Source organism: Vibrio nigripulchritudo, assembly GCF_027924785.1.
GTDB lineage: Bacteria > Pseudomonadota > Gammaproteobacteria > Enterobacterales > Vibrionaceae > Vibrio > Vibrio nigripulchritudo.
The window spans coordinates 402,949-418,317 of sequence record NZ_AP027050.1 but is presented as its reverse complement, the minus strand read 5'-3'; the positions used below and the strand labels follow the sequence as shown (position 1 = coordinate 418,317).

At 44.7% G+C, this 15,369-nt stretch carries 13 protein-coding genes; 2 read left to right on the top strand and 11 right to left on the bottom strand.

What is annotated here, in order from left to right; translation table 11 throughout:
- Positions 1-107: 107 nt before the first annotated feature.
- The 10 genes from QMG91_RS20125 to QMG91_RS20080 form a co-directional block, all read right to left on the bottom strand.
- Complete coding sequence (locus tag QMG91_RS20125; RefSeq protein ID WP_281831708.1) at positions 108-1,565, bottom strand: hypothetical protein; 1,458 nt, start codon at positions 1,563-1,565, stop codon at positions 108-110.
- Positions 1,562-2,581: a glycosyl hydrolase family 8 gene (locus tag QMG91_RS20120; protein ID WP_281831706.1), complete on the bottom strand. Its 1,020-nt coding sequence runs from the start codon at positions 2,579-2,581 to the stop codon at positions 1,562-1,564. The genes QMG91_RS20125 and QMG91_RS20120 overlap by 4 nt, the downstream gene beginning before the upstream one ends.
- Positions 2,572-4,551 (bottom strand): cellulose biosynthesis cyclic di-GMP-binding regulatory protein BcsB, encoded by a 1,980-nt coding sequence (locus QMG91_RS20115; RefSeq protein WP_281831704.1) that lies wholly within the window; start codon positions 4,549-4,551, stop codon positions 2,572-2,574. The genes QMG91_RS20120 and QMG91_RS20115 overlap by 10 nt, the downstream gene beginning before the upstream one ends.
- Positions 4,544-6,766 carry a UDP-forming cellulose synthase catalytic subunit gene (bcsA, locus tag QMG91_RS20110; protein ID WP_281831702.1) on the bottom strand — a complete coding sequence of 741 codons (2,223 nt, stop codon included), beginning with the start codon at positions 6,764-6,766 and terminating at the stop codon, positions 4,544-4,546. The genes QMG91_RS20115 and bcsA overlap by 8 nt, the downstream gene beginning before the upstream one ends.
- Before the next feature lies 1 nt (position 6,767).
- The gene (locus tag QMG91_RS20105) at positions 6,768-7,289 is read right to left on the bottom strand and encodes a hypothetical protein (RefSeq protein WP_004407493.1); all 522 of its coding nucleotides are present in this window, start codon (positions 7,287-7,289) and stop codon (positions 6,768-6,770) included.
- A 327-nt stretch (positions 7,290-7,616) separates the two neighbouring features.
- On the bottom strand, positions 7,617-8,150 hold the full coding sequence (locus QMG91_RS20100) for a DUF6817 domain-containing protein (RefSeq protein ID WP_281832681.1): 534 nt from the start codon (positions 8,148-8,150) through the stop codon (positions 7,617-7,619).
- Complete coding sequence (locus QMG91_RS20095; protein WP_022599750.1) at positions 8,150-8,368, bottom strand: DUF6500 family protein; 219 nt, start codon at positions 8,366-8,368, stop codon at positions 8,150-8,152. Before QMG91_RS20095 ends, QMG91_RS20100 begins: the two co-directional genes overlap by 1 nt.
- Positions 8,369-8,491: 123 nt before the next feature.
- Complete coding sequence (locus tag QMG91_RS20090) at positions 8,492-9,499, bottom strand: S1 family peptidase (RefSeq protein WP_225911840.1); 1,008 nt, start codon at positions 9,497-9,499, stop codon at positions 8,492-8,494.
- Between the two features lie 100 nt (positions 9,500-9,599).
- The gene (locus QMG91_RS20085) at positions 9,600-10,586 is read right to left on the bottom strand and encodes a S1 family peptidase (protein ID WP_281831697.1); all 987 of its coding nucleotides are present in this window, start codon (positions 10,584-10,586) and stop codon (positions 9,600-9,602) included.
- A gap of 211 nt (positions 10,587-10,797) precedes the next feature.
- Positions 10,798-11,790, bottom strand: a complete 993-nt coding sequence (locus QMG91_RS20080) for a S1 family peptidase (RefSeq protein ID WP_281831695.1) — start codon at positions 11,788-11,790, stop codon at positions 10,798-10,800.
- Between the two features lie 1,381 nt (positions 11,791-13,171).
- Here QMG91_RS20080 and QMG91_RS20075 point away from each other — a divergent pair.
- The gene (locus QMG91_RS20075; protein WP_022560819.1) at positions 13,172-13,819 is read left to right on the top strand and encodes a hypothetical protein; all 648 of its coding nucleotides are present in this window, start codon (positions 13,172-13,174) and stop codon (positions 13,817-13,819) included.
- A gap of 88 nt (positions 13,820-13,907) precedes the next feature.
- Here QMG91_RS20075 and QMG91_RS20070 read toward each other — a convergent pair whose 3' ends face one another.
- Positions 13,908-14,537: an HAD family hydrolase gene (locus tag QMG91_RS20070; RefSeq protein ID WP_022594427.1), complete on the bottom strand. Its 630-nt coding sequence runs from the start codon at positions 14,535-14,537 to the stop codon at positions 13,908-13,910.
- A gap of 444 nt (positions 14,538-14,981) precedes the next feature.
- On the opposite strand from QMG91_RS20070, the gene QMG91_RS20065 reads away from it, so the two are divergent.
- Positions 14,982-15,323 (top strand): hypothetical protein, encoded by a 342-nt coding sequence (locus QMG91_RS20065; RefSeq protein ID WP_004407517.1) that lies wholly within the window; start codon positions 14,982-14,984, stop codon positions 15,321-15,323.
- Positions 15,324-15,369: the final 46 nt, after the last annotated feature.

The following is a 15,369-nucleotide window of genomic DNA, read 5'->3' as shown; positions in this document are numbered from 1 at the left end:
ATTTAGAACTCTATATTCTGTTACCGCTCTGAGGGAAGTAACAATGGATTAAAACCCCAAACAAGGTGTTTGGGGTTTTATTTTTTACTTTAGACAGATCTTTGCCGTTAGTACCCTAAACCTTGGCATATGCTGGAATTTACGGCGAAACCGCATTTCAGGATCTGGTATGAGCGTTGGATTTTTTCATCATGCGGAAAAGATTCCGCCAGCACAGTGTATTCGTCCAGCGCCTCTTTCTTTCGCCGACTGTTGTACAAAGCCCAGGCTTTCATTTCGATCAGCTCGACTTCCTTTCCGAAAATGGCTTCGTACTGTGAAATGCGAAAGAGCGTTTCGTCATACTCTTTTTGCTCAAAGGCATAGTAGACCTGCTTTAACGCAATCTGCTTGTCGATTTTACCGCGCTTTTCGGTGTCGTTGATTTGTGTGGCGATCATCTCTGCTTTGTCGGTATATCCCGCATGTTCCAGAGACAGCATGTAACCGTATTGAGTCAGATCCCAGTCCTCATCAGTTGGTGGCAACGTCGCGAGGGATTGCTCAAACGCCAGCGCTGCTGAGATAGGTCTTTGCAATTCGTACAACTTCCAACCTTTCAGAGCGAGCTCTTGCGGTGATAACGTCTCTTTATCACGCAGTGCTTCCAGACAAGTCTCAGGGGACGATTCGCATGCGAGATCTATTTCTGCCCCCTCTCCAAAATCGAGTTTAGCGATCTCAGAAAACTCTTTCGCCCAGATCTGTTGTTCGACGTGCAAACGCTTTTGTTCACCTAACCCTTGTAGGCTTAGAAGTTTACCTTCCACACGTTTTGAGGTTGCTCCCCCCCAACCAATAGCATTTTCAAACCACTCCAATGCCTTTTCCGGTTGACCGCTTTCCAGATACCTCCAGCCCAGAAGCTCGGCCAGTTTGGCATCCTGCTTACCTGCAACGCGTCGTTCAGACTGGTCAAGATTGTTTTCATCAATGCGGACAAACGTCTGCTTTTCCGCATTTAAATCTCGTTGAATCTTAGCTCCAGCTTTTGCATCGTAATTAGGGCTGGACTGGTATCGCGAAAGAACATCAGATTTTGCCTGCCCTGATGTCCAGCTCAGCAGTTTTTGGGTAGTGCTGAGTTCATGCCCCGAGCAGTTATCCAGAATGTTCTGGAATTTCGCGCGAGCGTTTTTCCCATAGCCCGTGCTCACTTCGTTTTTCAGATCCAGCCACAGCCATTGAATGCGATCGCAACTCTGCCATTCGGGATGCTCATCAATAAGGCCCGTCGCGCCTGCGGTTTTCCTTTTGGCTACCAGAGTATCGAGTTGTTTCAATGTCTCCTGATAGGTAAGCTCCCCACTCAATTCAGGAGAAATGGGTTGTCCCTGAACTGCTTTCTTTGTCGCTTCCCATCCTTGCTCATTGAGCATGGTCCAGTATTGGTTTTCATCGAAACCTGATGCTGTTTCTTCACTCACCTCAACCACAATACGATCATCAAATAACGTAATATCCGGTTCAACCTGGCTGTATACCGGGCTGGTCAGTATTGCGGTGATTGCCAGATAATGTCTCATTGGCAGAACCTCTCGTTGTAGGCGATATGGGAAAGCAGCACCAGGCTGTCTGAATAATAATCCTTACCTTCTGGTCGAACGGTAATTCCCTTATCACGGATTTTCGGGTTGCTTGCGACTTCAACAAGCTGTGAAATGGCAATCGCGCCTTTTGGTGGCGGGTAAGGTGCCGTTTCTCCGGTATTTACATTTACCCAAGCAGTGTCGCTATTTTTTAACCAGTTATTGAACATCCAGGTCACTCGGTGAGGTCTTTCTCCCCAAATCAGATGCAGTGGAATCCGATAATTTGAGTAGCTGAACTGAGGCTCAAACTTCTTCGCTGGCTGCCAACCTCCCTTACCTATTTCCAGCCAGTCTGGCGGCAATAAATGGTGTCCATACAGGTTCTTATTCAAGATATCCATGCCACTAACGGAGAGGTGATTCCAGGTCGAATTGAATTGGCTGAAATCGTCAAATGCCGGGAACACCCAGTACGCAAGGTTGGCAATGGTTTTGTCGCTGAACTCAAAGCCATAACCACCCGGCAATAATATGAACTCACCACGTGTGTCTTTTAGGTGCGATTGCTCTAACTCATTGATGATTCGTTTTGCTTTGGCGCGGTACTGGTTTCCCGACCAACGCTGTTCCGCTCGCAACAAAGCCCATGCAATAAGAATATCGCCATCACTGGCGTTGTTTATGTCTGGGACATGAGGCTTCTTCGGCTGCCATTTCCAGGAAAACAGATCGTCTTGTTTGCGACCTAGATTCACCTGAGTCCATTCCCAAACACGATCAAAGGTTTTCTTGTCACCGAAGTGTTCAGCGATGAGCATTCCATATCCCTGCCCCTCGCTGTGTGAAATATACCGATTGCCGTTATCAACGACTCTTCCTTCACGGGTTACAAAATTCTTCTTGTAAGTGGTCCACATGGATTTGTCGTTGCTGCACGCTGGCGACGCAATAGTATGACCGCTCAATAAGAGTAACGAACACCCACCTAATTTAATCGCTTTTAACCGCATTTTCGCTCCTCCAGATAGCGGGTAACCACGGCTGACATCAGCCAGATGATGAGCAGGGCAGACAATGCCAGACCGACAGGGTATCCAATGAATACGGCGGTAATGAACTGCTGAATATTGCTTGAAAAATTCCTTTCGCTTAACACACCTGTAGGCGGTTTTGCTGCGTCACTTCGAAGAAAGCTGTCGAATTGCTGGACGGTGCTTTCCATAAACTGAATTCGATACCAGCCTGTGTCTTTATCGTGTTTTACGACTGCCTGTGCTTCGTCTGCAAATACAAAAGGCACCTCAGAACTGGCGTATTCACTGTTTTGATCTTCAGCGACAAACTCAAACAACTGTTGTTTGACTTCGGCGATATTACTGGTTTCACTAACTGATTCACTGGATAGGTCCATCGGGTTAAGTGCCACGTGAAACTCTCGCTTCTGCTCGGCTTCGCTGGTCACCATTAGCTTGCTAGACACTTGCTGCGTCGAATGTGAAACGTAGCCGAGTAGTCGCCACAATTTGCTCAGTTGCGCGGGGTTTGAATCATCCACGGTGACCTGAGCCAAACTGCCATTTTCGTTCGCCAGAGCCAATAAATCGGCGGCGGAAACCTGATGACTCTCTGTTGGAATAAAGCTGACCCACGACCCCAGCTTCAGGTTTGACTTGTCCGACATAAATGCAGTAAATCGGCTTTGCTGGTCGCGGATTCCAACCGGACCATGCACCTCGACACTGATTTTATTGATGCCCGGTTTGAAATCTCGCATCGGGATGTTCAGCCGATAGTGCTGAGAATCTCTCCAGTAACTCGATCGCAGAGGCAGGCTACTGGTAAAGTTTCCGTTTACGCGCAACACCATCGAGCCTTGCCCAGGATCAACGCGAGTGTGGGAAAGCAACAGGTTTATCTGAGCCTTGTCCTCCCCGCTGAAAAGAATGTTGCTTGGCATGATGATCTTCAGATCCAGCGGCGAATCCGTAAGGTTAGTCTGAGATGTAAACAGAGAGAGCGGGTACTCTGTATCACTGCTCAAGATGCGATTTTCCGTCAACGCATTCTCAGCCACGACCATGTGAGTCTGTTTTGGAAGATGGTGAATGCTTTGTGCAAAATACTCCGCGGCTTTACGCACCTCACCGTCATTTTCACCCGAAATGATCATCAGCCATTCTATGCCCTTCACTGAAACATCGGTGCTCAGGAAAGGACCACTGATTTTCTCGTAGAGATCTTCATCTAACCAGCCAGTCTCAAGTAGCCGGTCTTTGTTGCCGAACACGATGGTTGGTCCGGTTAATGGAGTAATTCGATTTGAATCCATCGCATAGTCAAACTGGTTATCGTCCCTGCCACTTTTCAGTGTCCACCCCTGAACCAATGAGGAAGCGACGTTCAGCGAATATGCGCTGTTTTCTTCAATCAAAGACACTAGATGAATCGGGAAATGGCGATTTTGTCCGCTTTGAATCATTTCCTCAAAAGAATGCAAGGTTTGGATGCTTGCCCCTAAATCCTGAGAATAGGTCAGCGTATAGTGCGACTGCTCCAGATTCAGAGTGGTTTGCAATGTCGATGAATCAAACGAAGCCGGTTCTTTATCCAGCAGGTGCTGAACACGCAGTTTGATGTGCGGATTCTGTACGGAAATCAGCTCAGGCGGAATTTTAATATCGACCGTTTGAAGCCGGTTGCGCTGCCTTAGCTCAACATTCGCCAGTTTCCGATTTCCGGCAGCAATCCAAAGAAGCGTGCGATCAATCTGATTATTGTTATACAGAGAAAGTGCCAAATCTACCGATTCAACTTTTTGCCCATCTAAAACGGAAATCGGAATGGTGATGGTCTGGCTCTGACCTCTCAGAACCAAGTCACCTGTTTTGTCTGTCGCATAGTGCAATGGCACTTTGATGCTTTTTTCGGCGTATACCAATGGTGCCAGAATAAGCATGAATAACGTCATTAACCTATTCACTTTGAAGTTCCTTTCTTCCTTGATAATCCGATGTTTTGACTTTCTGTTTCACCGACGTTGTCAGTACTCGGGTGAGGTGGTGACATGCCAGAGAAAACAACCCGACAACAGAGGCAATCACGCCACGTTTCAGGCTTTCTTCATACTGCCTGCGTTGCTTCCATCGACTGCTTTGTCCATATGCCTTGGCGTACTGTACCTGCATGTCTTCTGCCAACTGACTGGCGAGTAGACAGCTGATCTGATGACCCTGAGGTCCGTTCTTCACCGATACCACTCTCATGTTCAGATTTACAAATTTGTAGTGAGGCTTCTTACTCTTGGAATAGCGCCCACTTTCAGAGAAGTATCCAACATTGATGATGTCACCGCGCTGAACGTCATGCCCTGCTCCTCGCAACGTCAACTTCGCGCCTTTAAGAGAAATGTCATTCAAGGTAGCGTGAATGGTTTGCTCACCCTGCTTGATCACCGCTTTTTCATTCACCAGTAATCTCGGTTCGCTTCGACGTTGTTGCCTTTCCAGCATGGCTCCGAGACACAGCACAATCAGAAGCAGGTTGAAAGTGTTAAACATGATCACCAACATGAGCTGGCTTTGCTCGGCAGGGAACTGGATGTAACGGTAAATACCCCATATTTCTGCCAATACCACCAAGCCACATAGAGACGCCATAAACGGTGTTAGTTTCGAGAAAGAAACCGTTTGAGTGGTTTCACCTTTCGGCGTCACCACAAAGCTTGGCTTCTTGGGCTTAATGAGTACCGATAATGTCGGCAGGCAAAGATAAATTGACAACGCAGTTTCATAGAGTTCTGAGAAAAAAGCCCGCCTTGTTTTGCCAAACAGCCTCTGGGTGATCATAACGCTGATAACAAGGTGTGGAATCACGTAAATCAGAAAGTCTTTGGTGTTGCCGACAAATATCTGTAGATCCAATAGCAGATACAGTAAAGGCGAAATCAAGAACACGGTACGGAATATCGGGAAGAACCAATAAAGCGTGGAATTGAGGTAACAGATCCTTTGTGGCAACGATAACCCTTTTTTGAAAAGCGGGTTGTTGAGTAAGAAGATCTGAATCATTCCCTGCGCCCAACGGGAACGTTGAGTCACGTAAGCACCAAAAGTATCAGGAGATAGCCCCGCGACCATCGCCATATTGAGGTAAGCACTGCTCCAGCCATTCGAGTGAATGTTCAGTGCGGTATCGGCATCTTCAGTAATGGTTTTTGTTGAAATGCCACCCACCTCTTCCAGTGCTGCCCGACGAATCACCGCCGCGCTGCCGCAGAAAAAACATCCATTCCAGAAGTCCATGCCCACCAGCGTTTTGTTGTAGAACATTTCATTTTCTGACGGGACTTTGTCTTCAATGCCAAGGTTTCTTTCCACCGGACCGGGTGTAACAAAGAAGTGTGGCGTTTGCACAAAACCAAGTTTGGAGTCCTGCTGGAAAAGCCCGATGGTATTCATCAGAAAGTCTTTTGTTGGAACGTGGTCCGCATCTAAGATCAAGATCAGTTCGCCGGACGTCTTACCCAACGCATGATTGATGTTCCCGGCTTTTGCCTGCTGATTCTTTTCTCGTGTAATGTACGACGCACCCACTTCTTCGCAAAACGTTTTAAGGGCAGCGGCTCTGGATCGAGCTTCTTCCGCTGCGTCTGCATTTTGGTCGTTTAACTTTTGCTGGGTTCCACCATCATCCAACACGAAGACACGAAATTCTCCCGGGTAATCAAGACGTGATGCCGCCAGAATAGTAGGTCCCACCACATCCATAGGCTCGTTGTATGTAGGGATGTACACATCCACGGTTGGAAGGTGTTCGTCTTCGTTGATGGGGACTCGTTTACGTTCGTATGGCTTAACTGTGACAAACATACCCATGATATAAACCAAAATACCGTAGCACTCTGCGGCAAACAGTAACATGGCAAACGGGAGGTCCAGCCCGCTTTCCCACGGTAAGGTTTCCTGAAATCGCCAGTAAATGTAGCGAAACGAAATAAACGCGCCGATGAAGAGGATGAATGTGGTTGCTCTTGTCGACAGATTTCTGGACAGCAATACGATCAAAACGAACGAACTCGCCGCCAGCCAGAGATGGGTTTCTGTTGAAATATTGAGCGTTGCAAGAACATACAGCGCATAAAGGGCGCAAAGAAGCAGCAGCCCCTTGAATAGCTGCTTCGTGAAGCCAGGAATCATATTAGTATTTCTCTAGAATTAAAGATGGTTTGAAATGGCTGACCCAAGTAAGGCTTTTATCTTTGTCAGATGTGCAATAGCGAGTAAAAATTGAAATCCAGAGCGAATCTTTCCTCGCATTCTGGCGAGCATGCATACAACGTTCGCCACTTTCGGTTTCATTGACCCAAGACTGATAGGGTCCGAGAGAATTGATAGAAAATGCGCCATTTTCTGTTGGTAAGTTAAAACCAAACATGGCTGGAGGCTGTTCTAGTGGGCGAGTGCCAAGGACTTGTACGACTAGGTTCTCTCCCGGTAAAAAAGTGTCGTTTCCTAGCTGAGTCCAGAACCAGGTTTCATTCACTCTGGTTTGCCGAAAACTCTGAACGACAGGAACATTTTCAATAAGAATGGGTAACTGGTATTCGTCTATCTTAGTCGGATCGTAAATACGCCCTTGATGCCCTTGCTGAGTAAGCTGACACCCCGACATTAACATGGTGCAGAGCACACCAAGACCAAGATTCCATTTGATTGTCATTTACAATTATCTCATTTGATGGTCGCTTAAAATATGTGCAGAAACACGTATTCAAACACCAATATTTGGAACAAACGTCGATAATTTTTAAGATCATCAAAATAAAAGTCAAACAAATAGAAAATAAAACTTGACAAATAAAAATATAGAATAATGTCTGGTAATTAATTTATGACTAAATTAGTGAGATCTTGATCATGTTTTTGAGGGAGCGGAAAATTCACGGGTTTTTGATTACAAATAAGTCAATTGAGCCAATTGAAAAAGCCAGCGTTTACGCTGGCTTAACAAGATTTATATTGGGAATAGCAGTCAAAGAAATGAGCTCTAAAGGTCAGATAAAGCTTCCCTGTAAGCCTTTACCACCTGAGGTGATAGGTAGGCATCCATGCGCCTGAATAGCTCTAACAGTTCTTCTCCATACTGTTTCTTAATGTCGTCGCTAGCCAGCACGAGTTCCAGCTCATTGGCGACAGTGAGCTCACAAAATAAATTCAGGGTTTTGTCGTCAATTTCGATCGATGTCTCATTAAATCGATCGCGAAATTTTATCGATTTTTCTTTATTAAATTGTGGGAAAACATGATCTCTATCACATGAGCAATAGAGGTAAACCAGCGCTTCTTCTTCCTCTCCGATAATCTCAGCAATGTACTTACGCTGGTCGAGAGACACCATATTTTCATCAAAACCTGCTGTTCCGTAAGCAGCATGAAATAACCCCGCGGTTTGCAACACCTCCGACGCTCCCCACTGCTTAAGAATGTTTTGAGTGCCTTTTAAGTGCTCCGTCAGAGAACCATTCAAATGCTGGAAATCCCCAGCACCCAGCTCTGCCAACTGTTTAAACTTCTCTTTAATCACAACCCTTCTTCTACCATTTGTATGATCTTGTGTGCTTTTTCAAAATGGTCGAGTTTATGGGTCTGAATCCACCAGGTTGCGGCTTCCATAAGAAGTTCTGGGTCGTCATTTTTGTTGGCAAAAAACGCGTAAAACGAAACGCCTACGTTGTCGCCTTTCTGTGAGATTTTCTTATTGCATACTTGCAGAACTTTCTGTCTGAGCGAGTCTCTCATTGTTATTCCTTATCTACTGACGTTGAATCTTTATACACAATATCAATAGGTTATTGCAACAACACTCAGAAATTGATTCGTAATGAAAAGCCCGACTTACAGTAAGCCGGGCTAGTTTCTCGATTAGTTACAGGTCTGAACCATTGTCCAGTAACCCCAGTAATCGCTGAATGGGTTCACGCCATAGTGACGGTAGTTCGCTTCGAATAATGTTCCATTCGCAACAACACGATCACCCTGTTTGTATTGCTTGTAAAGTTCCCAAGCTGCCACATCGGCACATGCGTCTGTTGGCGGCGGTGGTGGTGGCGTTGTGCCTCCGCCATCTGGTGCTACACCGGACTTTTGAGTGATCCAAGGAACAAACTGAGTCACATCGGCAAATGCAGTGGCCGCAACACAACCAGGTTTACCCCAGCTTACTGCCCCTATCAGATAGTAATCGCCACCCGATTGCTTCACGAAAGGACCACCGCTGTCGCCATAACATGCACTTGTTCGCGCTTTGTAGCCACAAATGTTGTCTTTTGGCACGCTTCTACCTGGCTGAGCAATTCGCTGGCTACATTCTGAATTGGAGATGATGTTCAGATTGGTTGCTTTTAGCACGGCGCTCCCTCCAGAAGGGTTACCTGTTACTGTTTGTCCCCAACCTGACACTTTGACGGAGTTACCTACCGAAGCAAGACGCGCCTTAATTTCTGGTGTTGGCAGTTTTGCGATTTTGTATTTTGAGCTGACTGGCGAAGATAGTCTTAGCAGTGCAACGTCGCTCCCTGCAGTTACGCTACCTCTCCATCCCTCATGCACGATGATCTGAGATACGTTATGTGTATCCCCCTGAGAGGTACGCAAGTCAGTAACACCCACTCGCACTTTGACGTTTCCTGCAGATTTATCATCGATACAGTGTGCCGCAGTAAGAACCCACTTAGAGTCGATCAGTGTACCGCCACAAAACTGTCTGCCACGGCTGTTTGTCAGTGCGACCTGATATGGCACGGTGGAGTGAGATATTTCCGAGCCACCAATGATTCTTGGCTGAACGTCACTTTCAGCCGCGTTGGCATTTGCAATGAAAAATGACCCCGCAACAAGTGCAGACAGTAATTTTAGTTTTCCTTTCATCATTAATATCCTTCCAAAGGATTGATTTTATTTATGCTCTTTCGAACGTTAACACTTTCAACAATGAGCCAGTCACTATGCGGGACTGGCTCGGTTTAGTGGATTAGTTACAGGTCTGAACCATTGTCCAGTAACCCCAGTAATCGCTGAATGGGTTCACGCCATAGTGGCGGTAGTTAGCTTCGAATAGAGTACCGTTTGCGACAACGCGGTCACCCTGATTGTATTGCTTGTACAGCTCCCATGCTGCAACGTCGGAACAAGCGTCTGTTGGTGGTGGTGGTGTTGTACCTCCACCATCAGGTGAAACGCCTGACTTCTGAGTGATCCAAGGCGTAAAGTGCGTAACATCAGCAAATGCTGTGGCTGCATCACAAGTACCCGGTCCCCAGCTTACGGCACCAATCAAGTAGTACTCGTTGCCTGAGCGCTTAACAAATGGACCACCACTGTCACCCATACAAGCACTTGTATTGGCGGTGTAACCACAAATGTAGTCGTCGGACACACTCGATTTGTTACGCTGAGCACATTCAGAGTTAGAAATAATATTGAGATCGGTTGCTTTCAGAACAGGGCTTCCCGCAGGAATTGCAGCAACGTTACGCCCCCAGCCAGATACTTTCACTGAGCTACCCACAGACGCTATCTGAGTTTTAATTTCTGGTGTTGGTAGTTTAGCGATCGCGTATTGGGAGCCGACAGGTGAAGCCAGCCTCAGCAACGCGATGTCATTACTTGATTTGTTACTGCTTCCCCAGCCTTCGTGTACGATGATCTGAGACACGTTATGCGTTTCACCCTGTGATGTACGAAGATCCGTTACACCAACTCGAATTTGAACACTTCCCGCAGAAGCGTTATCCACACAGTGTGCTGCTGTCACAACCCAGTTAGTGTCGATCAAAGTACCACCACAGCCGTGACCACCATTCATAGTCAGCGAAACCTGATAAGGCACTGAAGAGTGAGACACTTCTGAACCACCAATAATTCTTGGCTGAACGTCACTTTCAGCCGCGTTAGCGTTTGCAATGCAAAACGACCCTGCGATAAGCGCAGACAATAGTCGTAGTTTTCCGTTCATCATTAATATCCTTCCAAATGATTGATTTTGGTTATGCTCTTTCGAGCTTTAAAACTTGCAGTTGTCTTTGATCTGCAAGCAATACACACCCAGACCTCATTTCCACTTCTGGGGTGTATTTCTTTTCGAAGCTCGAATACTTCGAAAATATCGAGATGTTTCGTTAGCACTTTGGAAAGCCAGCTTCGATATGAAGCTGGCAAGAATTGCAGGATCAGTTACAGGTCTGAACCATTGTCCAGTAGCCCCAGTAATCGCTGAATGGATTCACGCCGTAATGGCGGTAGTTCGCTTCAAATAATGTGCCATTGGCAACAGCACGGTCACCTTGGTTGTATTGCTTGTATAGTTCCCAAGCAGCAACACCAGAACAGCCATCTGTTGGAGGTGGCGTTGTGCCGCCGCCATCAGGTGTGACTCCAGATTTCTGAGAGATCCAAGGAACGAACTGAGTCACATCGGCAAATGCTGTGGCTGCAGCACAACCAGGTTGCCCCCAGCTTACTGCGCCTATCAGATAATAATCGCTACCTGACTGTTTCACGAAAGGACCACCACTGTCGCCATAGCATGAACTTGTACGAGCTTTGTAGCCACAGATGTTGTCTTTAGGCACGCTGATACCAGGCAGATTAATTAGCTGTGTACATTCGGAATTGGAAATGATGTTCAGGTTAGTTGCTTTTAGCACGTCGCTCCCCCCAGAAGGGTCGCCCGTTACTGTTTGCCCCCAGCCTGACACTTTGACGGAACTACCTAATGACGCAAGGCGCGCCTTAATTTCTGGTGTTGGCAGTTTGGCAATTTTATATTTTGCATCTACCGGAGTAGCTAGTTTAAGAAGCGCGATATCGTTACTTATTCCGGAAGTGCCCCAACCTTCATGAACGATGAATTGTGATACGTTATGCTTTTCCCCTTGGTTTGTTCTGAGATCAGAAACACCAATTCTGATTTGGACGCCGCTCGCAGATTTACCATCCAGACAGTGAGCTGCCGTTAATACCCAATCTCGCGCTATGATGGTTCCCCCACAGAACTGAAAACCTGAAGGCGTCTGTAAAGCCACCTGATATGGAACGCTTGAATGAACTACCTCAGATCCCCCGATAATACGAGGTTGTACTGAGTTTTCCTCTGCTTGTACAAATGCGGTACCGAATGTGCCTGCAACTAATACACTGAGTAGTCGTAGTTTCGATTTCATTGTTGATATCCTTCCAACTTTTATTACATTAAAATCAACTCATTACGAGTTATTGATAGTTCCCTACAACCCTAAAAGCTGTAGGCGTTATCACACCTCTATCCGAAATAGTGTGCGAATTCTTTCAAACTCATGACCATGAACTAATGGATAAAATTGGAGCGCCTGAAATCTCCTCGAAAGATCAGAAAACTTTATATTCAGGCATAACTTCCCCGTCCAAGTGATACCCACTTTGGAAATTAATCGATGCTAATTTTTAAAAAATATAACTCACACCTTGATATTTACATCAAGGTTAATGATATTTTTACCTGCTATTTATATTGTAAATTTGAATATTTATTTCTTTATTCAGAATGACATTCACTAATTTATAAATTGAACTTGCGAATTAAATTAAACAAATAAATTTAGAAGTACACCAGCAAACGGACAATGATTAATCATCCGTGAGCATTATCACGATATTGAATATACAAAACGGATCGACCGGAATTAACATCACACAAACTAGTGTATACACAGGGGAAAGGTTACACATCCGACAGTAGTGTAACTCTTTGTTTTTAAATTATAAATCGAGCTGAATTTATACATAAGCTCATGAACTCTCACCGTATTATTAGCACATTGTAAAACCTGCCTTTTGTAAAAAATCCGCTTTAATATTGTGTATTACTTCAATCTTATATAAATAATAAGCGAGTGAATTTTATCGTATTTTTCGAAACCACTTTACAAACATTATTCTGTCATTTCGTTTCAGGCTCAATGGAATACATGTCATAAAATTTATGATCTTTTCTTCATCTTTTTTAATTAATGAACCTAGTGAAATACGCTTAACTCAAACCAAAATTATTCAGGAATTATTTGGATGAGTAAATATTGATAGAACTAACAATATAATTCTTTCAAAAACAATTTATGACTTTGCGCATATCGTAAATTTTTTCCTTGTATGTATACCCAAGTAACCTCAAGATGCATGGTTCAGCGAGAATTAACTGGCTTTCAGACAAGACACCGATTTGTAGATCTAGTGGGTCTAAATCAAGAATCGGTAACGCAGTATGAAAGCCAGTTAAACTCGCCCATGGGATCCCATATTCTGCTCCATTTCATCGTCAAAGAACTTGGAAAGGACTTGTCATTCCGCTGCGTTCTTTTCCTTGAACTGAAACAGAATATGAGGATCTGATTCATACATCTTGAGGGCACTTGGGTATAAGACACCAAGATTTGCCAATTCTGTCGCAGTTTCTCGTAACAAGAGCGATTACCTATCGAATGAAATATAAATCATTGATAAGAATATAAAATTCTCGACGTGGTTAAGACTTACACTCGGACATTCAATCAGAAACGAGGAAACACGATGAAACTAAAACTTATTGCATCTGCTGTAGTCGCACTAATTGCTTTCCCTTCTATGGCTGCACATTGCCCGGAATTCAGCATCCATCAACAGTATTACAATGGTGATGAGATTCAGAAAGACGGGGCATTTTTCCGCGCTCAGAATGATCCGCACAAGGGCGTTGATGTTTCCAGTTCCTGGTTCTGGCAAAGCATTCCAGAGTGTCAGTCAGGGTTGTCACAAATCAGGCTAGAACACCCTCATCGCTTTTTGGCGGGAGTAAAAACTGACGAGATTCTAGCGGGTGATGGGATCACTAACTACACCAGTATCAACCAAAATCAGGTGTATGTAGCGAATAAAACAGAAGGCACTTACTTCCAGACCTATGTTCGTCCAACAGATGTGACGCTGTCAGATCGGTTCTCTGTCGGGCGTTCAGAAACCAAGATAAGAGCAGGTAGCCTGAAATTTGAAGAATCTATTTACGGTAAGCAGGACAGCACAACAGTTGATGCACAGTCTGTAAAAACATCGTTTGTAGAAGCAGAAAAAATGATTATGGCACCAATGGCTGTTATCGGTGATCGTGACATAATGGCTTACATCAAGTCATTAGAAGCAAGAATTGCGGATCTTGAAGCCAAGCTGGCTCAGCAACCTTAAGAAACTTTAGCCTAGTAGATGAAAGCAACAAAAGCTGGGCTGCAAAATTGCAGCCCAGTGAAAAATTTTTTAGGTATCGTTCAACTATTCATAGCTCTTCAAAGCTTGAAATCACGCCTTTCGCGTGCTGAAAATCATTCATAGCGTTGAAGTCGTGCCGAATAGCTAATACATCACACCCACTGCTTCTTCCGGCTTCTATTCCCGCCGCCGAATCTTCAATCACAACACTTTCCTCCGGTGAAACATCCAATCTTTCCAGAGCAAGAAGATACGCTTCTGGGCTGGGTTTATGCTCAGATACGTCTGCCTGAGTGATAACGACATCAAACAAGCTTTCTATCTGAAGGGATTTTAATATTTGTTCAACCATCCATGGGGCTGCAGAGCTTACCAGTGCACATGCCTTTCCCGACTGCTTGAGGTAAACCAGATAATTGAAAGCCCCGGAATGCAGTGCGAGTTCTTGGCTCAATAACCCTTCATAGTGCTTTCTAAAGCGCAGGTTAAATGCATCCAGATCTGGGGAGATTCCCCCTTCTTCAAAAAAGTGTGTTGTTACTGCTGCCCAGCTTTCCCCCATAACGCGCTTATAGATATTGAAGTCCACTTCTGCTCCAAAGTCTTTGCACGCGAGCGACAAGGCTTTCCCTTTTAAAGGTTCGGAATTTACCAATGTCCCATCCATATCAAAAAGATATGCGTTGTAGTCTTTCAAACCTAGCCCCTGTTGTCTGTTATGTCGGGTATGTGGACATCAGACTTTGTAGTGAGTTCGGTTCATTTTTTGATTTAACCGTCTGCTGGCACACAGCTAACTTAAGATGTGTGAAGCGCGCCTCGGTTTATTAAGAATGGCTGTAACAACCAATGTGATTTGACTACTGAGTGAATAGTGCTAATTACTTATAATTTCAAAAAATCTGGCTATTATATAATTTGAAACTCATCGTAACAAATAATATTTTGTACTGCCTTATTCCTGTCTCATATTTATTTCACCATCGTGTTCTATAAATGAAACCCAAGAATAAGTGACCTTTTTTCCATTATTTTTATGTGAGCACTTTCAATAAATTTTTCTTTTTTCGCTGTTAATTTCTCCTCGAAAGGCAAATCGCCTATTTTCGCCAACTTTGGCAACATTAATGAGGATAATAATATGAGAAAAGCACTTTTTGGGGCTATATTAGCCGCGTCTGTTATTTCTGCTCCTGCTCTTGCAACACCTAAGGAAGGAAAAGAATGCGTGAATGGTTACATCAACAACATCTCTACTGGCGGCTACTATGGTCGAGACTATGACAGCATGGTCGTGGTTAACATTAATGGTCAGGATTACATCTTAGATATTTATCGTAACCTTAACGATTCAATGGGCCCTTCAATACTGGATAACTTACTCGCCGCAGCTCAAAATGGACGTCGTGTTGCTCTTATTGACCATGCACACTCTCACAAGATTTGTGATTATTTTGATGAAGTAAGAGTGTATTTTAACTAAGCAAACCCTAATTCAATTAAACTTAATATAATATTATCTAATGAAT

Coding starts and splice junctions, on each gene's coding strand:
- QMG91_RS20125 (WP_281831708.1), bottom strand. CDS start 1,565: ATGAGACATTATCTGGCAATCACCGCAATACTGACCAGCCCGGTATAC.
- QMG91_RS20120 (WP_281831706.1), bottom strand. CDS start 2,581: ATGCGGTTAAAAGCGATTAAATTAGGTGGGTGTTCGTTACTCTTATTG.
- bcsA (WP_281831702.1), bottom strand. CDS start 6,766: ATGATTCCTGGCTTCACGAAGCAGCTATTCAAGGGGCTGCTGCTTCTT.
- QMG91_RS20105 (WP_004407493.1), bottom strand. CDS start 7,289: ATGACAATCAAATGGAATCTTGGTCTTGGTGTGCTCTGCACCATGTTA.
- QMG91_RS20095 (WP_022599750.1), bottom strand. CDS start 8,368: ATGAGAGACTCGCTCAGACAGAAAGTTCTGCAAGTATGCAATAAGAAA.
- QMG91_RS20090 (WP_225911840.1), bottom strand. CDS start 9,499: ATGATGAAAGGAAAACTAAAATTACTGTCTGCACTTGTTGCGGGGTCA.
- QMG91_RS20085 (WP_281831697.1), bottom strand. CDS start 10,586: ATGATGAACGGAAAACTACGACTATTGTCTGCGCTTATCGCAGGGTCG.
- QMG91_RS20080 (WP_281831695.1), bottom strand. CDS start 11,790: ATGAAATCGAAACTACGACTACTCAGTGTATTAGTTGCAGGCACATTC.
- QMG91_RS20075 (WP_022560819.1), top strand. CDS start 13,172: ATGAAACTAAAACTTATTGCATCTGCTGTAGTCGCACTAATTGCTTTC.
- QMG91_RS20065 (WP_004407517.1), top strand. CDS start 14,982: ATGAGAAAAGCACTTTTTGGGGCTATATTAGCCGCGTCTGTTATTTCT.